General features: G+C 61.2%; 15 protein-coding genes, 1 pseudogene and 1 riboswitch. Of the genes and pseudogenes, 10 read left to right on the forward strand and 6 right to left on the reverse strand.

Annotated elements, in window-relative coordinates:
• Window positions 1–62: 62 nt before the first annotated feature.
• Both KUF55_RS05085 and KUF55_RS05090 read right to left on the reverse strand, forming a co-directional pair.
• Window positions 63–1,724 carry a SulP family inorganic anion transporter gene (locus KUF55_RS05085; RefSeq protein WP_255557326.1) on the reverse strand — a complete coding sequence of 554 codons (1,662 nt, stop codon included), beginning with the start codon at window positions 1,722–1,724 and terminating at the stop codon, window positions 63–65.
• Window positions 1,724–2,095 carry a metalloregulator ArsR/SmtB family transcription factor gene (locus tag KUF55_RS05090; RefSeq protein ID WP_168152832.1) on the reverse strand — a complete coding sequence of 124 codons (372 nt, stop codon included), beginning with the start codon at window positions 2,093–2,095 and terminating at the stop codon, window positions 1,724–1,726. The genes KUF55_RS05085 and KUF55_RS05090 overlap by 1 nt, the downstream gene beginning before the upstream one ends.
• A gap of 88 nt (window positions 2,096–2,183) precedes the next feature.
• Between KUF55_RS05090 and KUF55_RS05095 the strand changes: the two genes are divergently transcribed.
• The 4 genes from KUF55_RS05095 (at window position 2,184) to KUF55_RS05110 (ending at window position 7,890) form a co-directional block, all read left to right on the forward strand.
• Entirely contained in the window at window positions 2,184–2,366 is a 183-nt protein-coding gene (locus KUF55_RS05095) for a hypothetical protein (RefSeq protein WP_168152831.1), read from the forward strand.
• Between the two features lie 218 nt (window positions 2,367–2,584).
• A complete protein-coding gene (locus tag KUF55_RS05100) occupies window positions 2,585–4,429 on the forward strand; it encodes a phosphoenolpyruvate carboxykinase (GTP) (RefSeq protein WP_218818183.1) in 1,845 nt (614 codons plus the stop codon).
• A 73-nt stretch (window positions 4,430–4,502) separates the two neighbouring features.
• Window positions 4,503–5,723, forward strand: a complete 1,221-nt coding sequence (locus KUF55_RS05105; RefSeq protein WP_218818703.1) for an NADP-dependent isocitrate dehydrogenase — start codon at window positions 4,503–4,505, stop codon at window positions 5,721–5,723.
• 520 nt (window positions 5,724–6,243) lie between these two features.
• The gene (locus tag KUF55_RS05110) at window positions 6,244–7,890 is read left to right on the forward strand and encodes an AarF/ABC1/UbiB kinase family protein (protein ID WP_218818184.1); all 1,647 of its coding nucleotides are present in this window, start codon (window positions 6,244–6,246) and stop codon (window positions 7,888–7,890) included.
• A 30-nt stretch (window positions 7,891–7,920) separates the two neighbouring features.
• On the opposite strand, the gene KUF55_RS05115 is transcribed toward KUF55_RS05110, so the two are convergent.
• A complete protein-coding gene (locus KUF55_RS05115) occupies window positions 7,921–8,358 on the reverse strand; it encodes a DUF1003 domain-containing protein (RefSeq protein WP_068737978.1) in 438 nt (145 codons plus the stop codon).
• 436 nt (window positions 8,359–8,794) lie between these two features.
• On the opposite strand from KUF55_RS05115, the gene KUF55_RS05120 reads away from it, so the two are divergent.
• Window positions 8,795–10,231 (forward strand): glycosyltransferase, encoded by a 1,437-nt coding sequence (locus tag KUF55_RS05120; protein WP_255557327.1) that lies wholly within the window; start codon window positions 8,795–8,797, stop codon window positions 10,229–10,231.
• Window positions 10,232–10,310: 79 nt separating this feature from the next.
• Here KUF55_RS05120 and KUF55_RS05125 read toward each other — a convergent pair whose 3' ends face one another.
• Window positions 10,311–12,545, reverse strand: coding sequence for a glycoside hydrolase family 3 protein (locus KUF55_RS05125; protein WP_255557328.1), 2,235 nt, complete (start codon window positions 12,543–12,545; stop codon window positions 10,311–10,313).
• A 618-nt stretch (window positions 12,546–13,163) separates the two neighbouring features.
• Window positions 13,164–13,346, forward strand: a riboswitch (cyclic di-AMP (ydaO/yuaA leader).
• Between KUF55_RS05125 and KUF55_RS05130 the strand changes: the two genes are divergently transcribed.
• Window positions 13,335–14,411, forward strand: a complete 1,077-nt coding sequence (locus KUF55_RS05130; protein ID WP_218818185.1) for a M23 family metallopeptidase — start codon at window positions 13,335–13,337, stop codon at window positions 14,409–14,411. (Overlaps the previous riboswitch by 12 nt.)
• Before the next feature lie 237 nt (window positions 14,412–14,648).
• On the opposite strand, the pseudogene KUF55_RS05135 reads toward KUF55_RS05130, so the two are convergent.
• Window positions 14,649–14,825 (reverse strand): annotated as a pseudogene (locus KUF55_RS05135) (amino acid permease); the annotation flags it as partial.
• An 81-nt stretch (window positions 14,826–14,906) separates the two neighbouring features.
• Window positions 14,907–15,566, reverse strand: coding sequence for a cyclodeaminase/cyclohydrolase family protein (locus KUF55_RS05140; RefSeq protein WP_218818186.1), 660 nt, complete (start codon window positions 15,564–15,566; stop codon window positions 14,907–14,909).
• Between the two features lie 545 nt (window positions 15,567–16,111).
• Between KUF55_RS05140 and KUF55_RS05145 the strand changes: the two genes are divergently transcribed.
• The 4 genes from KUF55_RS05145 to KUF55_RS05160 all read left to right on the forward strand — a co-directional run bounded on the left by KUF55_RS05145 (window position 16,112) and on the right by KUF55_RS05160 (window position 21,402).
• Window positions 16,112–16,483: a hypothetical protein gene (locus KUF55_RS05145; RefSeq protein ID WP_218818187.1), complete on the forward strand. Its 372-nt coding sequence runs from the start codon at window positions 16,112–16,114 to the stop codon at window positions 16,481–16,483.
• 245 nt (window positions 16,484–16,728) lie between these two features.
• Window positions 16,729–18,192 carry a YdiU family protein gene (locus tag KUF55_RS05150; protein WP_218818188.1) on the forward strand — a complete coding sequence of 488 codons (1,464 nt, stop codon included), beginning with the start codon at window positions 16,729–16,731 and terminating at the stop codon, window positions 18,190–18,192.
• Window positions 18,193–18,430: 238 nt separating this feature from the next.
• Window positions 18,431–19,027 carry a hypothetical protein gene (locus tag KUF55_RS05155; RefSeq protein ID WP_132361536.1) on the forward strand — a complete coding sequence of 199 codons (597 nt, stop codon included), beginning with the start codon at window positions 18,431–18,433 and terminating at the stop codon, window positions 19,025–19,027.
• A 503-nt stretch (window positions 19,028–19,530) separates the two neighbouring features.
• Window positions 19,531–21,402, forward strand: coding sequence for an alpha/beta hydrolase (locus KUF55_RS05160; protein ID WP_255557331.1), 1,872 nt, complete (start codon window positions 19,531–19,533; stop codon window positions 21,400–21,402).
• The last annotated feature ends 18 nt before the right edge of the window (window positions 21,403–21,420 follow it).

The following is a 21,420-nucleotide window of genomic DNA, read 5'->3' on the forward strand; positions in this document are numbered from 1 at the left end:
ATTTCCCAACTTGTGAGGACCTGTAACCATCAACCAGTGATTCCTCGAGAGTTTTCCTTGACTCAGGCCGGATTCAGTCCGTGTTCGGCCCGGCTGATATGGCTTCGCGCATGCTCAATGGCGTCTTCAAGCGTGTCAAAGAGGTGGTTCTCGTGCCGCAGGGATGAGACCACCCCGATCCTGGTGGCTAGACGCAGGTGCTGGGGGCGGATTCCCTTAATCAGCACAGTGATTCCGCGCCGTTCCAGTCCGTGCACGAGTTCGGTCATGACCTGTGCTCCGGTGGCGTCCAAGATCTGGAGCTGCGACATGCGCAGGATCACCACGGCAACGTTCTCTATTTTTCCCACACGGGCCAGCAGTCGTTCGGCGACTCCGAAGAACAGTGCACCGTCGATACGGAAAACCGCAATATGTTCGTCCCCCGGGGCCTTCGGATCGGGAAGTTCTTCCCGATACACGCCAGCGGAATTGGCCAAGGCCCGTAGAGCGAAGAAAGCCGCAACGGCAATGCCGATGCCCACCGCGTAGATCAGGTCGACGCTGACGGTGATGAGCGCCGTGACGATGAAGACGACGGCGTCGGACTTGGTGGACCCGACAATTGTTTTCACGGTCGCCATCGAGATCATCCTGGCCGCCGTGACCATCAAAACGCCGGACAGCGCTGCGAGGGGAATGCTCCCCACCACACCGCTTGCTGCATAGATGACAATAATCAGCACGAATGAATGGATGATTGCCGACATGCGAGTGCGACCGCCGGCACGGATGTTCACGGCGGTTCGGGCGATGGCCCCGGTTGCGGGCATGCCACCGAAGAAGCCCGAGGCCACGGAGGCGAGGCCTTGGCCCACGAGTTCACGGTCGGCGTCATAGGGTCCCGTGTCTGAAATTGAGGCCGCAACGCGAGCCGACAGCAGGGATTCGATGGCGGCCAGCGCTGCAATCGTCAGGGCTGGCCCCAGCAGTGCTGTCAGGGTTTCCCAGTCCGCCGAAGGCAGCCGTGGTACCGGCAGCGAATCGGGCAATGCCCCAATGGTCGCCACGGGTAGCTGGGCCAGATTGACGCCCACGGTGACGACGATGATGGCGATGATCGACCCGGGGATGGCCTTGTGGATGCGCGGGGCCACGACCATGACCACAATAACCACGGCAACAACCAACAAGGGAATCCAAACGGCCGCCCCGCTCACGGTTTGGAGGGCTTCGACGGCGGCCATGAAGGCATTGCTACTAGGTCCTGCGGGTACGCCAAATGCCGAGGGGACCTGTTGGAGGAAAATGATCATGGCGATGCCCAGGGTGAATCCCTCGATCACCGGCCACGGTATGTAGGTGATGGTTCGACCAAGGCGCAGCAATCCTGCCGCCACCACGATGAGGCCCGCCATCACACAAACCACAGCCAACACGCCAAGGCCTTGGGTTGCCACGACCGGGCCGAGGACCACCACCATGGCCCCGGTGGGACCAGAGACCTGGATGTTGGAACCGCCAAAGACTGCCGCGACGATGCCGGCGATGATTGCGGTAATCAATCCGCTCTCGGCTCCGGCACCAGAACTGACACCGAACGCCAGCGCCAAGGGCAGGGCAACGATTCCCACGGTCACGCCGGCCAGCAGGTCCTGGCGCCAGGTCTTGGGGAACTGGCGGTAATCGCGCCAGCTGGGCAGCAATGTTGCAGCCGAGCGCAGGGCGGACGGGAGGCGCGTCACTAGCTGGGATCCTGGACAAGCTCCGGAAGGCCGGCACTGGTGGCGAGCTGCTCATGTGTGGTTTGAAGGATTTCGACCAACAACGAGCGGGCCACCCGGAGCAGATCCGCCACCTGCGGATAAGCCAGCCTGTAGAAAACCTGACTGCCACGGCGTTCGGCGACAACAAGGTTATGCCGGCGCAGGACAGATAGGTGCTGGGAGAGATGCGAGGACTCCAGTCCCGTGCTCGTGAGCAACTCCGTCACCGAAACCTCGGCCTTGCGGGTCAGTACCTCCAACACGCTGACGCGTATCGGATGTGACAGGCCCTTAAAGAGGTTCGCCTTCACCTCGTACAGCGGTCGCTGCGCGTCAAAGTACTGATCCATGGGTAGTTCCTCTCGTGATTTGATGACTTTATCATATCACGATGTTGTAACATGATGGAATCACCCATCCACTGATCGGCTGCACCACATGAAGAATGTCCTCGTCTTTCTGATTTCGTTTTCGCTTTTTGTCGGGGGGATCTACCTGATCGGAGAAGCGTGGGCGCTTGAACAATGGCAATGGCAAGGGCTCGGCTTCCTTGGCGGAATCCTCGGGGTGACTGCGGCATTTATGGTCCCGTTTGTGATTGCTCCCCGACTCGATCCCTAGAGAATGCATCACCAAACCACGGCTCAAAGCACGGCGGCCAAGCCCCCAGCCGGCAAGTTAGCCACCGAACTCGACAGGCCAATAAGCAACATGACGAAATTTTGAGTCCAAAAGACTGGAAACGACGGCACCTTGGCGCACCGCCGCACCTGCGATATCTCAGTCGCCGAGCACCCTTAGTGACTCCGGCGCTAAAACGAGAAAGAAAGAAGACGTTCATGAACAGCTTCACAGAACCCGCAGTCCGAGGTTTCACACCCCATGCCCCCGCCCGCCTGCTGCAATGGGTTGAGCAGGTTGCCGCCATGACCGCCCCGGAGAAGATTCATTGGGTTGATGGTTCAGCAGCCGAGTACCGGGAGCTCACCGATGAGCTAGTCGGTGCCGGTACCTTGGTACGGCTTGCGGAAGAAAAGTTCCCCCATTCCTTTGCCGCGTTTTCCGACCCGGACGACGTTGCCCGGGTGGAGGAACAGACGTTCATCTGTTCTGAGAAGGAGCGAGATGCCGGGTTCACGAATAACTGGATGGACCCGGCCATCATGAAGGAGCAGCTGCGGAAGCTGTTCACCGGTTCCATGCGCGGGAGGACCATGTATGTCATCCCGTTCGTCATGGGGCACTTGGAATCGGAAGATCCGAAGTTTGGCGTGGAGATCACCGATAGCGCCTATGTCGTGGCGTCGATGCACATCATGACGCGTTCCGGGGCCGACGTATTGGCCAAGATGAACCAGTTGAACGCAGACTTTGTTCCCGCCCTTCATTCCGTTGGCGCACCGTTGGATCCTGGACAGCAAGTTGTGAGCTGGCCGTGCAATCGCGAAAAATGGATAGTCCACTTTCCGGAAGAGAAATCGATCTGGTCCTACGGTTCCGGATACGGCGGCAATGCCCTTCTGGGCAAGAAGTGCTACTCGCTGCGCATCGCCTCGGCGATGGCTAGACAGGAGGGCTGGCTGGCAGAACACATGCTCATTCTTAAGCTCACCAACCCCGAAGGGCAGTCGCATTTCATTAGCGCAGCCTTCCCGTCCGCGTGCGGCAAAACCAACCTGGCCCTGCTAAACCCCACCGTCGAAGGCTGGCGGGTTGAGACCCTGGGCGATGACATCGCCTGGATCCGTGTGGGAAAAGACGGCAGGCTACGGGCAACCAACCCCGAAGCGGGCCTTTTTGGTGTCGCGCCGGGAACGGGTTGGCATACCAACCCCAACGCCATGGATGCCATCACCAAGGGAAACACCATCTTCACCAACGTTGCGCTCACCGACGATGGGGGTGTCTGGTGGGAAGGCATGACCGAAGAAACGCCGGAACACCTGAGGGACTGGACCGGCAAAGACTGGACCCCGGCCAGCGGCAAGCCTGCCGCCCACCCCAATTCGCGGTTCTGCACACCCATCAGCCAGGTGGAGATCCTGGCAGCTGAATATGAGGACCCCGAGGGAGTTCCCCTCTCCGCGATCTTCTTCGGTGGCCGACGTAAAACAACGATCCCCTTGGTCACTCAGTCACGCGACTGGACCAGTGGGGTCTTCATGGGGTCGACACTGTCCTCCGAAACGACCGCGGCTGCAGCAGGCAAGGTCGGCGTCGTCCGCCGCGACCCGATGGCGATGTTGCCGTTCATCGGCTACGACGCCGGTGATTACCTCCAGCACTGGCTTGACGTTGGCACATCGACGACTGCCTCAAAGCTGCCGCAGATTTTCCTGGTCAACTGGTTCCGCCGAGACGCCGCGGGGAAGTTCCTCTGGCCCGGTTTCGGGGAAAACTCCCGCGTCCTCAAATGGGCTATCGAGCGGATCGAAGGCACCGCTGCCGGCATCGAAACACCGATCGGCTATGTCCCGGCTCCCGGGGCCCTCGATACCACCGCACTGAGTGTCAGCAATGAAGACCTGTGCACCGCGATGGACGTCGACCCCGATGAATGGGACCAGGAAATCGAGAGCATCAAGCAGTGGTACGCCCGCTTCGGGGATTCCCTGCCAACACCATTATCTGCCCAACTGGACGGGATCACCGAGCGCTTCACGCGCTCCTCGTCCAAGCTGTAGGCCACATTCGCGCGAAAACCCGGTGCCCCTGCGGCTACTTCCCCAGGGGAACCAGAAACTCAGGAAAAACATGATTCCAAAAATCACAGTCATCGGAACCGTCGTCGAACTCGACGGGGACGAGATGACGCGCATCATCTGGAAAGCCATCAAGGACAAGTTGATCCTTCCCTACCTGGACATGGATTTGGCGTACTATGACCTGTCCATTCAGAACCGCGATGCCACGGACGACCGCGTCACGGTGGATGCGGCACACGCTATCAAGAAGCACCACGTCGGGATCAAGTGCGCAACCATCACTCCGGATGAGGCCCGCGTGAAGGAATTCGGCCTGAAACGAATGTGGCCGTCCTCTAACGGAACCATCCGAAATATTCTTGGCGGAGTGGTCTTCCGCGAACCGATCATCATCTCAACGATTCCGCGCCTCGTTCCCGGGTGGAACAAACCCATCATCATCGGCCGCCATGCCTTTGGGGACCAATATAAGGCGACCAACTTTAAGGTCCCGGGACCAGGCACCCTCACCATGACGTTCACCCCATCCGACGGAGGTGAAGAAATCCACCAAAGCGTTATCACCTACCCCGAAGGCGGCGGTGTGGCCATGGGGATGTACAACTTCAACGACTCCATCCGCGACTTCGCCCGCGCATCGTTCGCTTACGGACTCAAGCGGCGCTACCCGGTCTACCTGTCCACCAAGAACACCATTCTCAAGGCCTACGACGGACAGTTCAAGGACTTGTTCCAAGAAGTATTTGAGACCGAATTCAAGGAATTGTTCGACCAAGACGGGCTGACCTACGAGCACCGGCTCATCGATGACATGGTCGCATCGGCCATGAAATGGGAAGGCGGCTATGTCTGGGCCTGCAAGAACTACGATGGGGATGTCCAATCCGACACCGTCGCCCAGGGCTACGGATCGCTCGGGCTGATGACCTCCGTCCTGCTGACTCCGGACGGAAAAACCGTTGAGGCCGAGGCCGCGCATGGGACCGTGACCCGGCACTATCGTCAGCACCAGCAAGGCAAACCCACCTCCACCAACCCCATCGCCTCCATTTTTGCGTGGACCCGCGGCCTGATCCACCGCGGAACACTGGACAACACTCCGGCCGTGGTCGGCTTTGCCTTGGACCTCGAAGACACCGTCATCAAGTGCGTCGAGGCCGGATTCATGACCAAGGACTTGGCGCTGTTGATGGGCACTGACCAGAAATGGTTGACGACGGAACAGTTCCTCGCAGAACTTGAGACTCGCTTGAAGTCGCGCCTGAACCGATAATACGGCCCAAAATGTAGCAAGCCCGCGATAAAAGGAAAGGCTCAAAGCACCCTGAAAACCGGTATCGATCGGTGGTTCAGGGTGCTGCCATGAGTTCGTGTGTTGCGATGATCGGTGCGGGCTTCATCGCTTCCATGACTCCACACAATCGGCACCTCGGCCAGCACTTATTCCTGCGCATGCGGATCGGAATCCTGGCCGCAGCTTTGGTTTTGGGTCCCCACGATGGCATCCATCGAGATCCTCGTTCCGGCGGGTTCGTCGACCGCAATCATTGGCAGGATCCCCTCCGCTTTGGACGTTGCATCACGGTAAACCCGGCCCCAGGGGGCGTCCCGAAAAGTTGCGAACGTACTGGCTGTACTTTCCATGCTTAGAGCAGAGGACTCGCTCCCCATGCCAAGCACGAAGACTTGAGGCGAGGGAGTTCTATCTGGGCACCGTAGGATCAAGACCACGACCGATCTGTCCAGGACCAAGTACTTGGTCCTGAACACTCACGGGAAGGAAGCGCTCGCCCATGAACACCCATCTGGAACGGTTTGCCCAGATTGCCGAAATCTTGGCCCGGCACGGACTGGGATTCCTGGCCGGCACCATGGGGCTGGAGCGTTGGCTGCCGCGGCATCCACTGATGCCCACAGCGGAGCCCACCAGCCCGGTGCGGCTTCGGTTGGCGTTGGAAGAACTGGGTCCAACCTTCATCAAACTCGGCCAACTGCTCTCCACCCGGTCAGATATTATGCCGGCCGCCTACCTCAGTGAACTATCCAAGCTCCAAGATGGCGCGCCCCCGGTGTCCGCTGAACAGATCCGCTCATTGATCCAACAGGAACTCGGAGCCACCCCCGAACAGCTCTTCGCCTCGTTTGACGATGAACCATTGGCCAGCGCCTCGATCGGCCAGGCCCATGCCGCGACGATGGCTGATGGCACCGAGATCGTGGTGAAGGTGCGACGACCCGGCATCGTGAACCGGATCGATGAGGATCTGGAGATCCTGCAAAATATGGCCGCCCACGCCAGCAGGCGCTGGGAAGCTGCGGCGGATTACAACGTGGCGGGGATCGCCACCGAGTTCGCTGCCACGCTGCGCGCAGAACTCGACTATCTACGTGAAGGCCGCTCCGCCGAGCGCTTTGCTAAGAATTTCAGTTCAGATCCGAGTATTTATATTCCCAAGATCTTCTGGGAGACCACCACGTCCAGAGTACTGACCATGGAACGGATCAGGGGCATCAAGGTAGATAACATCGAGGCACTTGACCTTGCGGGGATCAACAGGGGCGAGGTGGCCGAACGTGCGGCGAGGGCCGCAGCGAAGATGATTTTTGAAGACGGGTTCTTCCACGCCGATCCGCATCCCGGCAACCTGTTCATTCAGCCCGGTGGCAGGATCGCCTTGATTGATTTTGGGATGGTCGGTGAGATTGACGAAAAACTGCGTAGCCAGTTGGGAACGCTGCTCTTCGCGTTCACCAGCAACGATCCGGACAAGGTCAGCTCCGCCCTACGAACGATCTCCGTGACCCGTCCGTCCGTGGACCGTGGTGTGCTGAGGCAAGACGCGGCCCGTTTTATCCAGCTCTATGAAGGCCTCGAACTCCGCGAGGTTCAGATCGCACCCCTCATTACCCAGATGCTGGCCATTTTGCGAAACCATCATCTCCAGCTGCCCCGGGAGATGGCGATGCTGCTCAAGATGGTCTTGATGACCGAGGGCATGGGGGTCCGGTTGAACCCAGAGTTCAATCTCGGTGAGATTCTTCGTCCCTATGCCAAGACCCTGGCGCAAGAGAAGTTTAGCCCCCGGAACCTTGCCGAGCGGCTGGGTAAGGCAGGATTGGAAGCCGCTGAGTTGGGCATGATCCTGCCCGAGAAGCTACGCACCCTTTTCGAGAACATCGATGGCGGAGTTGAAGTGCACCTGCGCGCTGAGGAGCTGGAGCCCTTGGTGGGACGAGTGGAACGCATCGGGAACCGGCTGGTGGCCGGCATGATTGCCGCTGCCTTCATTCGGGGAATCGGAGAACTGACGGCGGCGGACCGGGAGCGACTGCAGACTTGGCAAAATCCGCTCATGGGTGCTGGTCTTGGTGCGGCTGGATCTCTGGCTACCTACCTTGTGTGGACTTCCCGACGCAAGAAGTACCGAGGTTCGCGGTAGCTGTGGGCTCCAGGCTCCAGGCCCCAGGCCTCAGCTCCCTCCCCGAGCTGGGGTCTCGGAACTCTTGAGCGCACCCAGCGCCAGTAACTCCTTGAGGATCTTCAGCTGCTGCTCATTGATGGCGCTGAGCTGCTCGATCTCGGCTTTTGACGCCAAATTGGTTTCCAAGTCGTGCTGGGCCATGGCAGCGGCAATGGCGTCCTGACGTTTGGCGGCGATCAACAAAATGGCACCCTGCAGGCCAGCGAGCATGGACAAGAACAGGTTCAGCAGAATATAGGGGTAGGGATCCCACGCCCGTTGCGACAGCACCCAGGTATTGACTACGGCCCAAAGCATCATGAAGACAAGAAAGCCCACCACAAACGGCCAGCTACCCATCCCATTACGCATATAGTCGGCGGCTCGTTGTCCCTTGGTCAGTGAGGCCTTGTGCTCGGCGTGCCACGTCTTTTGCTGATTGTCCATGGCTCAGCATATTCCGGTGAAGGACCGCTTCAAGTCAGATCCTTCAGGAGCAAGGGGCGCATCCGGGCGACAATGGGCGGCATTTGTCTGAATTCCAGTCCTGGACAGAGTCCCTATGAAGGAGCCGGACGGCCGCGGCACCACCGTGAGCGTGGAACCAAGCATCTGGACCGCGAATGACCGGCACCGTTCGGTACCGCGCCGTGCCGTGTAAAGCGATGGCAGTAGAACCGCAGTTCGTGCGGGGGATCTGTTCGGGACCGCAGCTCCGCACCGGCCATGCCCAGCTGCCGATGTGGGGGAGCGGCCGCAACTAGCCGGACCCTGGCGTCCACAACCACGACGAAGCCCCCTCGCAGAGAACCGACGAGAGCGACGCGCCCCGTGAGGTGGGCGGGAACCGGGGTGGGTCGCAGCCGTGCGTTAGCCTTTCTTCATGCGTAAGACGTCGGAACGTGGCCCCCACAAGGCCGTAGGTGAGCGCGTCATGATCCTCTCCGCGGGGGTGGGATCCGGACACAACAGCGCCGCGGCGGCGGTGGAGCAGGCGTGTTCCGTGCGCACCGACGTCAACGAGGTGCAGGTGCTGGACGTGCTCCAGGTCAGTAGCGCGCTCTACCGTGACGTGTTGGCGAAAGGGTACTTCGCCTTAGTCGAGGACCTGCCATGGCTGATCGAGTGGGGTTATGACGCCAGCGACCCGCCCTTTAGGCGCCGTGGACCGCTGGACCCGTGGACAGGCATCAACGCACTTCCGGTCATCCGTGCGATCAAGCGATTCCGACCGACGGCGATCGTGTGTACACACTTCCTGCCGGCCCAGTTGCTTGCGACCTTACTCCTGCGTGGTGTGATCGACGCGAAGACCGCCGTGGTCACGACCGACTATGACTTCCAGGGCTTGTGGCTGACCAGTGCGTTCCACCAACTCTTTGTCGCCAGGGAGGAGGGGCGAATCGAGCTGACGGCGTTCGGCCTACCTACCGACCGCATCACCGCAACGGGAATCCCCATCGCGACCGAGCCGAACCTTCCGGCCACGCGGGAAGGCGGCGGGCCGCCGATGCTGCTGATCTCCGCCGGCGCCAAGGGCGGCGACTACGCCGAGGCCGTGGTGCGTCAGACGCTGCATATGCGCTCCGCCTTCACAGCCACGATCGTGTGCGGACACGATGAGGAACTGCGGCGGCGTATTGAGGCGCTGGTGGCGCCGGTGGCAGATCGCTACCAGGTGCTCGGATTCACCACACAGATGCCGCAACTGATGCGCAGCGCCGATCTATTTGTGGGCAAGCCCGGCGGGTTGACTGCCTCGGAGTGCATGGCCGCGGGGTTGCCCATGGTGCTGGTGAATCCGATCCCGGGACAGGAAATTCGCAACGGTGACTACCTGCTGGAGCAGGGGGCTGCAGTGCATTGTAATTCTGCCGCCACGATCGGCTGGAAAATCGATTCGGTGCTGCGCGAACCGGGCCGCCTTGAACGAATGAAGGCGGCGGCGCACAAGACCGGCCGTCCCGAAGCTGCGGCGGACGTGCTTAGTGGTCTGCTGGATGGGCCATCGCGTCCGCTGGTGGTGTCCCGTGCGGCGCAGAAGACGATCCTGGCAGCGAGCGGGGATCGTGTCGTGGCGACCGACCTGCGCGGACCCTCCTCGCTGGTCCGCCTCAATGAGGAGGCGACGGGCAGCACCGTGGCCCTGCTGCGGGCAGATGAGCTGGTGGTGCTGCGCAAGCGGTATGGGACCGAGACCGGGGACCTGGTCCTGCGCCGTGATCAAGCGTCCATAACGTTGAAGTGGGAGGAACGGCGGTTAATCCGTGCCATGCTCCGCGGCGAGGACGAGCTGCCGGTGCGTATTGAGGTGCCCTAGGCACCGATTCGCACTCTGCCTCAGTGAGCGGGACGCGACCCACCCTGGCCTCGAGCCCACGGAGTGCTCTAGGTGCCTTTTAGCCGTCTATACCCGCTGCACGGTGTAACGGAACAGCGCCCGCCCAGCTGGCGGGGCTGTGCTGGGCAGCAAGCAGGGCCCATTCACCCGCGCGCGGGGACCACTGCCGGGTTACCGGATCACGCTGCAGCGTGGGCCCCGCATCCAGAGAGACTCGGATGCTCTTCTCTTCCCCGGCCTGCAGCGTCACCTTGGCAAAGCCCAGCAGCTGCGCCACCGGCCTAAGCAGCGAGATATCCGCTGCGTAGAGCTGCACGACACTCGAGCCCGCGCGCTCGCCGGTGTTTCTCACCAGCACCTGAGCGCTGCCCCCGGTCTCGTCGAAGCTGTGCTCCAGCAGCAGGTGTTCGATCGTGGTGTAGCCCAGACCGAACCCGAACGGGAACGCGGCGGTGTCTCCAGCAGCGTCCAGCCGGCGTTGTCCCCAGCTGTTGTCGTAGGTGACGGCCTTCGCCGCGGGATCAAACGGTGGCAGCTGCCCGGCGTTCGTGGGCAGCACAAAGGGTAGGCGTCCGCCGGGTTCCGCGGTCCCGGTGAGTACGCTGGCCAGGGCGCGTCCGCCCTCCATGCCGCCGTACCAGGCCAGGAGGAGTGCCGGAACACTTTCGTCCCACCCATGGGTCAGGATCGTGCTGCCGCCGATCAACACCACGACGGTTCGCGAGTTGGCGGCGGTGACAGCGCGGATCAGGCGCTCGTCGCTGGCGTGCAGATCGAGGGATGTGCGATCGCCACCGTGGACAAAGTGCGAAGCCACGTGGGCCAGCGCGACGAACATCCGTCGCAGCGGACCGGCATTAAAGGCCCGTCCCAGCACGCCCACCTCGACGCCGCCGGTGACCACCGACTCGCCCTCATCGTGCTGATCCAGCCCGACGATCAGGATCGCCGTGTCAGCACCGGCGGCCGCCGCGGCCGCGGCAGAAACGTTCTGGCCGGAGGCGGTGGTGAACCGCACCCCGGGTAACGCTTCGCGCAGGCCCTGCAGCGGCGAGATCGTGGAGGGTGGGCTAACGCGTGAGGAGCCGTTATCTCCAAGGTTCGCGTGCGTCGCGAGCCGCCCGATCACCGCTAGGTGGTTGATGGTGGGGGCCAATGGCAACAGCGGTGCCGCACCGATGTGCTCATTTTTGAGCAGCACGATCGACTCCGTGGCGACCTGACGGGCCAGCGCCCGATGTGCCGGGGAAGCGATGACGCTTTCGCTGGGCTTGGCCGCCTCGAGGGTTGCGGCATGGCGCACGCTGGTGCTCAAGATACGGCGTGCGGAGCGCTCGACCGTCGCCCGGTCCAGCTCACCGCTGCGCAGTGCGCCCGGCAACGCGCGGGCGCGCAGCAGTCGCAACGGCATCTCGATATCCATCCCCGCCTCGAGGCTGAGTACCGCATCATGGGTACCGAAGACCCAGTCGCTGGTCACAAACCCAGTGAAGCCCCATTCGTCTCGTAATACCTCGGTGAGCAGGGCGCGATTGACGTCCATGTACTCGCCGCGCACCTTGTTGTAGGCGCTCATTACCGAGTCGGCGCCGGCGTCGATGACGGCCTTGAAGTGCGGCAAGTACACCTCGTGCAGGGCGTGTTCGTCGACAGACACGTCGACTTCGAAGCGCTCGTTTTCCATCGAGTTCAGCGCGAAGTGTTTCACGCACGCCATCACATGTACCCGTACTCCGCGGGTCAGGGCCGCGCCCATTCTGCCGGTGAGCACCGGATCCTCCCCGTAACACTCCTGCGCGCGGCCCCACGCGGGGTGGCGCAGTAAGTTGACACAGATGGATGCGGAGTAGTTTGCGCCCCGCGCTCTGGTTTCCAGGCCGATCACCTGGCCAACACGCTCCTCCAGCAATGGATCCCAGGTGGCTGCCCGCGCCATCGCCGCGGGGAAGGCGGTGGAATCACCGATCACCACGCCGCGAGTACCATCGCTGAATCGGATTCCCGGGATGCCCAGGCGAGGAACGGCCCCGGCGACAAACGGACGTCGGCCGTGCAAAAGCGGGATGATCGGCATCAGCCGTCTGGGGGAGTCGCCATCGAGCAGTCCGAGGAGTTCTCGATCGGTCATCCTGTCGATCAGCTGGCCTGCGGCCGCATCCGCATCGAGTTCGCCCGCCCGCACCGCCCGGACTGCCTCGTCATAGGAGCCTGCGTCATTACCTAGAGTGGGGCGCGGACCGCCGCCCCACCACTTCTGCGCTCGTGCGACTTGAGGCCCCGCCATCTTGTCCATGCACTAAAGTCTGCACTCTGTCGGCCCCATTCGGTGCGTAGCAACCGATCGTGAATTCTAGGGACCCACCGAATCGCTCGACGCGGGCGGCGACAGTCCCGTCCAACCAAGGAAGGATGCTACCCGTGGGCGCAGTGATTCGGGGGTGGAGAATCCATCCAAGCCGGTGATGGTGTTGCGACGTATTGTCGGATGGACCAAGTGCAGCACCGGCAATGGGAGTGGTGTGGCGAAGCGTGGTGGGCACTATTAGCATTTTGGCCACGTTGAAGGGGAGCATTCGCACCGTGTTCGACCCCGGGATTTCAGTCGTGTTGCTCACGTTTAGAGTGCCGTCGCGGGGGAGTCCCAAACCAAAATCATCCAGTTGGAACTGGCCCTGGTGGTGCAGCCCAATGATTGCGGCATCTGCCCCGGGTCCTAGTCACCATGAAAAGGGCCGTCAAGATCTATGGATGCTAGCTCTTAAATTAGAGGCGCACAGAAGCCGCAGAGGGTTGTCGGGACCCGAGAGTTTGTCTGATGCATGGACAGATAACGGAATTGTAACTTTTAGTTGTACCTCGTAGGGTTTAGATTCTGGTTGCACTTGGGCAACCCAATCCCGATCCGGTTCGCACAACCCTACCGGCGGATCGCAGGTCAAGAATTACCGGTAGGGGCGGAGGACCCATTCAACCGTTCCAGGTCGTAGACCTTGGAACTCGGGGTGAAGCGGAGTCCGCCTTGGTGGGCTCGGCCGAGTTGATCTCATGACTCGAATCCGACAGCTAACTTCGCAGGCGACACATGAGAGGTAATTACTTGATTCAGCAGCATAATTCCGGGCACCGCCGTGCGCCCAGCACCACTGACGCTTCGCCTGCCGATGGTTCACTAGAACAGATCTTGGACACCGGACTAAACGGCGAGAACACATCCAGTCGTTCCGGCCGACGCGCACTAGGTGCGAGCCAGACCTCCCTCGAGACCATCGAAACTTCACAGTATGGTGGCCGTCGCTTTGGGGCGGGACCGCGCTATGCTGCATCCCCGGAGGCAGCATCCATCGCCGCCACCGAAATCCATTCCGTAGCTACCGCGCAGCCAGCGTCGTTGGCAAAGTCGGCCGACGCCGGCAAGCTGAACACTGCTCCGAAGTCCGCACCCCGGGCTCAGCGCCCTCGATTCGGCTTGGTCTACAAGCTCGCCGCTGTCGCCGCGGTGGCCGGCCTGGCCTTCGCCGCCGCCCCCGCCCCGGAAACCGAGGAAGCTGTCGCTGAGCCCCAGCGCGTAGCCCATACATCCGTCGCAGATGTCAGCGCCCCGGCCAAGGACAAACTGTCGGTCGACCGCGCCTCGGTGACCAGCAAGTTTGTCGAAGTTAAGAAAGAGGCACCGGCGCCCGTCACGACCGCCGCCGAGAAGGTCACCGTCAAGGACGACTCCTCGGCAACAACAACGACAGCTGCCGGTAGCGAGATCACCAAAACCCCAGCTGCTGGAGAACTGGCCCAGCCGGTGGACAGCATTCGGCTGACCTCGCGCTTCGGATACCGCAAGAACCCAACCGCGGCCGGCTACATGAACCACAACGGTCTGGACTACGCCGTTCCCCTGGGAACGCCCGTTAAGGCCAGCGCCGCCGGCACCGTTGTGCAGGCCGAATGGGCCGGGCACTCCGGATACCGCGTGGAAATCGACCACGGCAATGGCTTGCACACCAGCTACAACCACAACTCGTCCTTGAAAGTCTCCGTGGGACAAAAGGTCAACGTCGGCGACGTCGTTTCGCTTTCCGGTAGCACTGGCAACTCGACAGGTCCCCACCTGCACCTCGAGGTCATTGTTAATGGTCAGTGGGTCAACCCCGAGAGCTGGCTCTAACCTCAACGCCTCTCACCTCAAAAGTCACCGTTCCGAGCTCGGAACGGTGACTTTTGTCGTAGCTGAATAAAAGTCGGTCCCTAGTGCAGCGCACGCGGAAGTTCCCGCGCGGCAGAACCACCTATTCTCTATGTCGCGGGCTGTTCGGTTTTACGAGCGAGTGCTTGCGGCCATAGGAAGGGAAGAATCCTAGATTTCCCCGTGTGGCAGCGCCACGCGTTCGTCAGACGAGGAGCAGCCGGAGAGGCCTATGGCCACCACCGCGACGATGGCGATGTATTCCAGTAAAAGGTCCCAGCCGGTGAACCAGGCAATGATCTCCCCGATAGCCACGTATCCATAGGTGTAGGCGGATCCGGCCCGGGGGATCATCTCGGCAAAGTCGTCGAAGGACAGGGCCGCCGCCGAAGATGTCGCCGACGCCAGCATCTCAGCTCGACGACTTGAACCCGTCCTATTGGTGAGCGGTCATGGCGGTTTCCGACGCGGCCCGGATTAGACGGCGTCGGTGGGGGCGGCCCGGCGATCGATTTCGGCGGTGAGTGCGTCGATTCGCTCGATGGCGGTGTTGAGATCGCCGACCATCGCCCAGAGGGCGGGATGTTCCGCGCGGATCTGCTTCATGGTGCTGCCGCCGGAGGTTAGCGAGGCGAGGTCGAAACTGACGTTGGTGCGCGCACCGCCCACCGTTGCCCGCAGGGCGCCGAACGCGACAACGACATCGGCAATAAGTGCCGGGTTGCCGTTGGTCGCGAGCCACGCCAGGTCTTCGACGGCGTCCATGGCTCGTTTGCCGAGCACTGCGGATGCCTTGGCAGCATTCAGTGATGCCCGGGATATGGCCGCTTCCCGTTCCGGTCCGGCTTCTAGGCGAAATGCGGCGCCAAAGGCGCGGGAGGCAGATGCATCCCGATCGGCCAATTCAAGAGCGTCATTCCGCAGGGACCGGGCTCGTTCCCGAATGCGGTCCAGTGCCCCGCGCTCGTGCCCTTCGGCTTCGGTGTAGCCGGCCACCATGGAAGTCAGCGCAGCGCCAATGGATAGCATCAGCCCCGCCCCGCCGCCCCCACCGGGGGAGCCAGTGGACTGCGCCAACGCCCGCGTCCAGTCCTCAACCGTTGATTCTTGGGTGGTGACTTCGTCGCTGTTCTCCATGTCACCAAGTCTGCCCAAAAGTTTGTGCTGCCGCATCATGGGGCGCCGTTGGGGGATTGCCTGCCCACGTCACCGAACGTACATTGCCGTTCTCATCCTGGTTCCGGCCGCGGCACCAATCTCAATCGTCCAATGTCGATCGTCGGGCGTCTGCCCTTCGGTGCCAGATGCGCGAGGGCGAAGAACAATGCTGCCGGGACAAATGGATCCCGTGTCCCACGGAGGACCATCCCGGGGCTCTACTTGTCAAGGATTCCGCTCTCAAGGTGATTCGACAGCATCCTCGGAACTTAGGGCTGGTCTGCGGGTGCCGTGTTGTCGGAACCGTCGCTGTGTCGCGAGAGTTCTAGGCGCAAGGCCGTGTTTTCCGCCTCCGGAACCGTACTGGCGGTCGTTGATCGCCTTCCGGACCTAAGCCCAAAAAATTCTCTTGCACCAGACTGTCTCCGGTGCTATAAAAAATCTATTCTCACCGCTATAGATTCCGGAGCGGATCCATCACCCAAAACGGCATCAAATGAAACCACCCCAGGAGGTGTTTTTAGATGAGCGCATGGCGTCGCTACGATTCGCCGCTACTGCCTGCCTTCCATGAACGGTTCGAGAAACGTTGGGGCGAGGGCACCGCGCCTTTCTTGGATCCTGAAGTCCATGAACTGCCCATGCCGCGGGCCCAGTGGATCAACATTGACACGGGTGCCGCACTGGCAGTGGTGCCCGTATGGACCCACGACGAGAATCGCAGGTCCTTCGCGATGTTTTACCTGCCACCGGCCGGCGACATTTGGCTGCTGCGCCCGGGTATCCCTGATTACCTTGAATCGGAGAACCTGAGACGCACTACCTTGCGCAACGACGCCTTCAAGAAAGCTCTCGACCACGCCAAGGCCTTCATCGAAGGGTCCGGAAATCTCTGAACGTCGATCCCGTGACCACCCGAAGCCACGCCGGATCCGGTCTGCCGTCCGGGTCTCGGCGTTCGCAAGAGGGCACTGAGCCTGTCCACGGGGCAGGGCTTGCTTTGGACCTCCGGACGGTGCCGTCCATCGCGCCCAATGCCTCCATGTTCTCGACCCATGTCCGTTGCACCCCGGCGAAATGTCCTGATGCCTGGTTACGTCATCCCGAACCGGCCGCACCTGCTCGAAGGTAGTCTTGAAGGATGAGTGTCGACGCACAATCCACCGTCTCTTTGGACGGCCAATTTGCCCGTGAACTTCCCGAGCTGGCCACCCCCTGGCAGGCAGAACCGGCTCCGGATCCGCGGCTGGTGGTGCTCAACGAGCCGCTGGCCGCCCAGCTGGGCTTTGACCCCGCGTCCCTGCGCAACGCAGAGGGACTGGGGCTGCTGATCGGTACCGCGCTACCGGATGGTGCCACTCCGGTGGCCCAAGGATATGCAGGCCACCAGTTCGGCTCCTACTCGCCGCGTCTGGGTGATGGCCGGGCGCTGTTGCTCGGCGAGATTGCCGATGCGCAGGGTCGTCTTCGGGACCTGCACCTCAAGGGTTCCGGACGCACCCCGTTTGCCCGCCGCGGTGACGGCCTGGCCACCCTCGGCCCGATGCTGCGCGAATACGTCATCAGCGAGGCGATGCACGCCTTGGACATTCCCACCACACGCTCGCTGGCCGTGGTGGCGACGGGACGGCAGGTTCGCCGTGAGACCATGCTTCCTGGGGCCGTGCTGACCCGGGTGGCCAGCAGCCATCTGCGGGTAGGCAGCTTCCAGTATGCGCGGGCCATGGACAATCAGGACCTGCTGCGTCGCCTGGCCGACCATGCGATCGCACGTCACCATCCCGGTGCAGCGCAAGCACAGAACCCCTATCTCGCGCTCTTCGAATCGGTGGTCGCGGCCCAGGCATCTCTGCTGGCCCGGTGGATGCTGGTGGGTTTCATCCACGGTGTGATGAACACCGACAATATGACCATATCGGGGGAGGGTATCGACTACGGGCCGTGCGCCTTCATGGACGTTTTTGATCCGGCCACGGTCTACAGCTCGATCGACGAGGGCGGGCGCTATGCCTACGGCAACCAGCCCCTGGTGGCGCAGTGGAACCTCGCCCGTCTTGCGGAGGCACTGCTGCCCCTGTTCCACGAGGACCAGGAACAGGCCGTTGCCCTGGCACAGGAATCCCTCGGCGCTTTCCACAGCAAGTACAGCGCCGAGTGGTTGGCCGGAATGAAAACCAAGCTCGGACTGGCCGGCAGTCTCGACGATGACGTAGCCACCTCCCTCACCGACGAACTGGTCACCCTCCTGCCAGAAGGCCGCGTCGACTACACGTCCTTCTTCCGGAGCTTGGGGACGGCCGCGCGTGTGGATGCCGAGCCTGCAAGCTTGATGTTCGCGAACCCGGCCGGTTTCGAGGCGTGGGTTCAGCGCTGGCGGGCACTGGATCCGGATGCAGAGCTGATGGACCGGACCAATCCCATCTACATCCCGCGGAACCACCTTGTCGAGGAGGCGCTCGCTGCTGCGGTCGACGGCGACTTGGAGCCGTTCTCGAAGCTTTTGGCTGCGGTCGGCGCACCTTTCGATGAGCGTCCCGGCTTCGAGCGGTATGCCGCCGCGGCCCCGGAAGACTTCGGCCCCTATCGGACCTTCTGCGGAACCTAAGCCTGTGTGCTGATCGCGGAGGATCTTATGCCGATCCTGGATCAGCTGCGGGGTGCGTGTATGCCGTTCCGGGAACGGCATAAGTGCTTGTCATGCGGGTGATAAATACGATTCGCTGACGAGTGCTGAGCTCGTAGCCCTGTGCAGTAACCTTCGTCGCACGACCAAGAACCCCGGGATAAGATCGCTTCGGTGCGGAGCAAAGAATGGCTCCGGCAGCTAGGAGTGGGGGAACGTTATGGAACTTCTGGGCAGCTTGAGCCTCGACCAATTGCACAGCTATACATGGGGCATCGCGGCAGGAACACTGATCGTTTTTGGTGTCATCTGGTGGAGAAACATTCACTGGACCGTGGTTGGTTCGGTCATGTTTTTTGCCGCGCTCAACGCTGGGGCCGGGATCTACGTCTTGAGCACTGTTGGTGATTCCCGCTGGTCTGCCGGGGCGGAATCCTCGCTGACCGCTCCGTCGTTTGCCGGGACTCCGGTGGTGGGGGAGTATCTGCTCCCGTTGGATTCAGCTCTTCAGGACGTTGTTGGCGGTGTTAATGACTTCATAGCCTTCAAACAGGCGCTTCCGATAGCACTCAACTTCCTGACCATGTCCGGATTAGCCCTGCTGGTGGCGTTCGCATTAGCTTTTATCGCTGTCGTCATCAGTATGATCATGGCCAGGAATCGAAACAGGGAACTTAAAAAGTATCGTGCCACCGTTGATCAACTTAAGGTTGAGCTTGAGCAGGTCAAGTGGCAGATCTCCATGGGAAGTATCGGCCGTCCTACGTTCGAGCCAGCCGAGGACGACACCGAGGTGCTGCCCAGACGGACACGCTAAGGATGGTGTGATTCCGTGCCAGCGGATCTCACCGCAGGGTTAACAGACTGCTCCAGTTCCTGGTCCAACGGACCCGCAGGTGCCCGAAAGGCGAACTGAAAAATCCCGATCCCTGCGTCCGGGTTGTACTGCATAATCCACAGCGTTGCGAGCCTTACTCATGTGAGAAGACCACGCTAAAGGGAGCGAAGCACGTCGTCGCCATGAGGTGGTTTGTCCAAGCTATGTACTCGCGGACGATCAATTTGGCCGGTGACTTCAAGCCCTGCTAAGGAACTAGTCATTCACTAGACGTATCTAACTGGACCGCGCAAAACCCTCCCCGTGGAGAAAAGGAAAGTAATAATGTGTCCAGATTGAGACACGCACAATGTTCGGTTTATCCATCAAATACTCAATACTCTAATCAGGGCTAAGCGACCTAACCGTCCAAGAGTCCGTGCCGAGTAACTACTTTTGAAGGAACTAACATCGTACAAAAACGTTTAGGTGCTGCCTTTGGCATGCTGACGGTGGTGGGCCTGCTGGCCACAACGGCCCTCAGCTCCCCGGCCAACGCCGCCGTGCCGTCCTCCATGCACATTCTTTCCTCCACCGCACCGACGGTACAGGTAGCAAAGAAGACCACCCATGACACGACGAGCAAGGCCGAAAGCAAACGCGTCGATGGGTTCAAGACCCCCAAGCCGCAGTGGTTCAACTGCACACCCTTCGCCCCTGGCGCTCAATGTGCTTCGGTAGAGCTCCCCTTGGACTACGACAAGCCTGGTGGGGCCAAGACCGAAGTCGCGCTGTTGCGAATCAAGGCCAAGGACCAGAAGAAACGCATCGGAACCCTGTTCGTCAACCCGGGCGGCCCCGGAGGCTCCGGAGTTGCGATTGCTGCTTCGGCCCCTGATTTTCTGAGCGCCAGTGTCTTGGAGCGTTTTGATGTCGTCGGGTTCGATCCACGCGGCACCAACTTTAGTGACAATGTGCGTTGCTGGAAGAACCTCGGAGGGCAGGAAACAGCCTTAGCTGGGATGAACGTTCCGTATCCGGATACGCTCAAGGAAATGCGCGCCTTTGTAAAATCCTCCAAGGCCTTCGGCAAGGCATGCTCCACCACCGGCAAGCCAGTCTCGGCCTCGATGTCCACCGCCGAGGTGGCCCGCGACATGGACGTCTTGCGTCGCATGGTCGGGGACAAGCAACTGACCTACCTGGGCTTTTCCTACGGCAGCTACCTGGGCACCGTGTATGCCAACATGTTCCCTGAACGGGTCCGTGCTGTGGCCATCGACGGCGTGCTTGATCCGGTGGCGTGGGCTGGAACCGCCTCCACCGCTGGCACTCCGCAGACCCAACGCATCAAATCGGGAGAGGGCGCGGAGAAAGCCATGCGCGGAATCCTGAGCCGCTGCAAGAAGGCCGGCAAGGACTACTGCCAATTGGCTGGCCAGGGCGACCCAGAAACGCTCTACCGTGCGATCATGGCCGAACTGAAGCGCTCACCTCTGGTGTTCACGGATCCTGAATATCCCGAATACGATTTCACGCTGAACTCAGCCACACTGACCTCGGGCATGCTTAGTTACATGTATGACCCGCAAGGGGCATCGATGGTGGACGGGGAGCTGACCTATGCTTTGCAGATGCTCCAAGAAAGGGCCATATCGAAGGGAACCACGTTCCCGAAGAGTGCCACCCCGACGAAGGAACCGACCAAGTCCAAACTGAAGATCGCACGCAGGGCGCTGGCCAAGAGCATGCGTGCCGTCGACGTGGAGGAGAAAGCTGCGGCTCAGGATATCGCCAAAAAGGCAGCAGCCACCGGGTTCGCGTTCCCCTATGACAGCTCTCCCGAAGTCTTCCAGTCGGTGCTATGCACCGATTCAAGGAATCCTGCCAAGGCAGAAAACTGGACACGCTACGCAGCTGCGGCAAGCAAGACCGCGCCAGGGTTCGGCCAGATGTGGACCTGGGCTTCGGCCCCGTGTGCCAGCACTACATGGACAGCCAAGGACGAGGATTCCTACAAGGGACCGTTCACGCGCCGGACCAAGAACCCGATGTTGGTGGTGGGAAACTACTGGGATCCGGCGACAAACTACTCCGGGGCCCAGAAGGTCGCGAAGTTGATGCCTAACAGCCGGCTTCTGAGCAGTGATAGCTGGGGCCACACCGCGTACGGCACCTCGAAATGTGTCACGAATGCCATGGACAGTTACCTGTTGACCAAGCGAATGCCAGCAGTCGGGAAGCTCTGCACGGGAGACGTGCAACCATTCACTGAAAAGATTGAAGATTTCGGTAACCAGCGTCGCAAGGACGGTCCGGAGCGCCAGCTGCCGCCGGTGGTGCCGCCGCTTCCCGGAGCGCTTCCACGCAGCTAAGCCAAAAAAGCGGTCGAA

Source organism: Paeniglutamicibacter sp. Y32M11, assembly GCF_019285735.1.
Lineage (GTDB): Bacteria > Actinomycetota > Actinomycetes > Actinomycetales > Micrococcaceae > Paeniglutamicibacter.

Excerpts from the sequence above, each read along its gene's own strand:
- KUF55_RS05090 (WP_168152832.1), bottom strand. The coding sequence starts at position 2,095 with ATGGATCAGTACTTTGACGCGCAGCGACCGCTGTACGAGGTGAAGGCG.
- KUF55_RS05095 (WP_168152831.1), top strand. The coding sequence starts at position 2,184 with ATGAAGAATGTCCTCGTCTTTCTGATTTCGTTTTCGCTTTTTGTCGGG.
- KUF55_RS05100 (WP_218818183.1), top strand. The coding sequence starts at position 2,585 with ATGAACAGCTTCACAGAACCCGCAGTCCGAGGTTTCACACCCCATGCC.
- KUF55_RS05110 (WP_218818184.1), top strand. The coding sequence starts at position 6,244 with ATGAACACCCATCTGGAACGGTTTGCCCAGATTGCCGAAATCTTGGCC.
- KUF55_RS05115 (WP_068737978.1), bottom strand. The coding sequence starts at position 8,358 with ATGGACAATCAGCAAAAGACGTGGCACGCCGAGCACAAGGCCTCACTG.
- KUF55_RS05120 (WP_255557327.1), top strand. The coding sequence starts at position 8,795 with ATGCGTAAGACGTCGGAACGTGGCCCCCACAAGGCCGTAGGTGAGCGC.
- KUF55_RS05125 (WP_255557328.1), bottom strand. The coding sequence starts at position 12,545 with ATGGACAAGATGGCGGGGCCTCAAGTCGCACGAGCGCAGAAGTGGTGG.
- KUF55_RS05130 (WP_218818185.1), top strand. The coding sequence starts at position 13,335 with ATGAGAGGTAATTACTTGATTCAGCAGCATAATTCCGGGCACCGCCGT.
- KUF55_RS05140 (WP_218818186.1), bottom strand. The coding sequence starts at position 15,566 with ATGGAGAACAGCGACGAAGTCACCACCCAAGAATCAACGGTTGAGGAC.
- KUF55_RS05145 (WP_218818187.1), top strand. The coding sequence starts at position 16,112 with ATGAGCGCATGGCGTCGCTACGATTCGCCGCTACTGCCTGCCTTCCAT.
- KUF55_RS05150 (WP_218818188.1), top strand. The coding sequence starts at position 16,729 with ATGAGTGTCGACGCACAATCCACCGTCTCTTTGGACGGCCAATTTGCC.
- KUF55_RS05155 (WP_132361536.1), top strand. The coding sequence starts at position 18,431 with ATGGAACTTCTGGGCAGCTTGAGCCTCGACCAATTGCACAGCTATACA.
- KUF55_RS05160 (WP_255557331.1), top strand. The coding sequence starts at position 19,531 with ATGCTGACGGTGGTGGGCCTGCTGGCCACAACGGCCCTCAGCTCCCCG.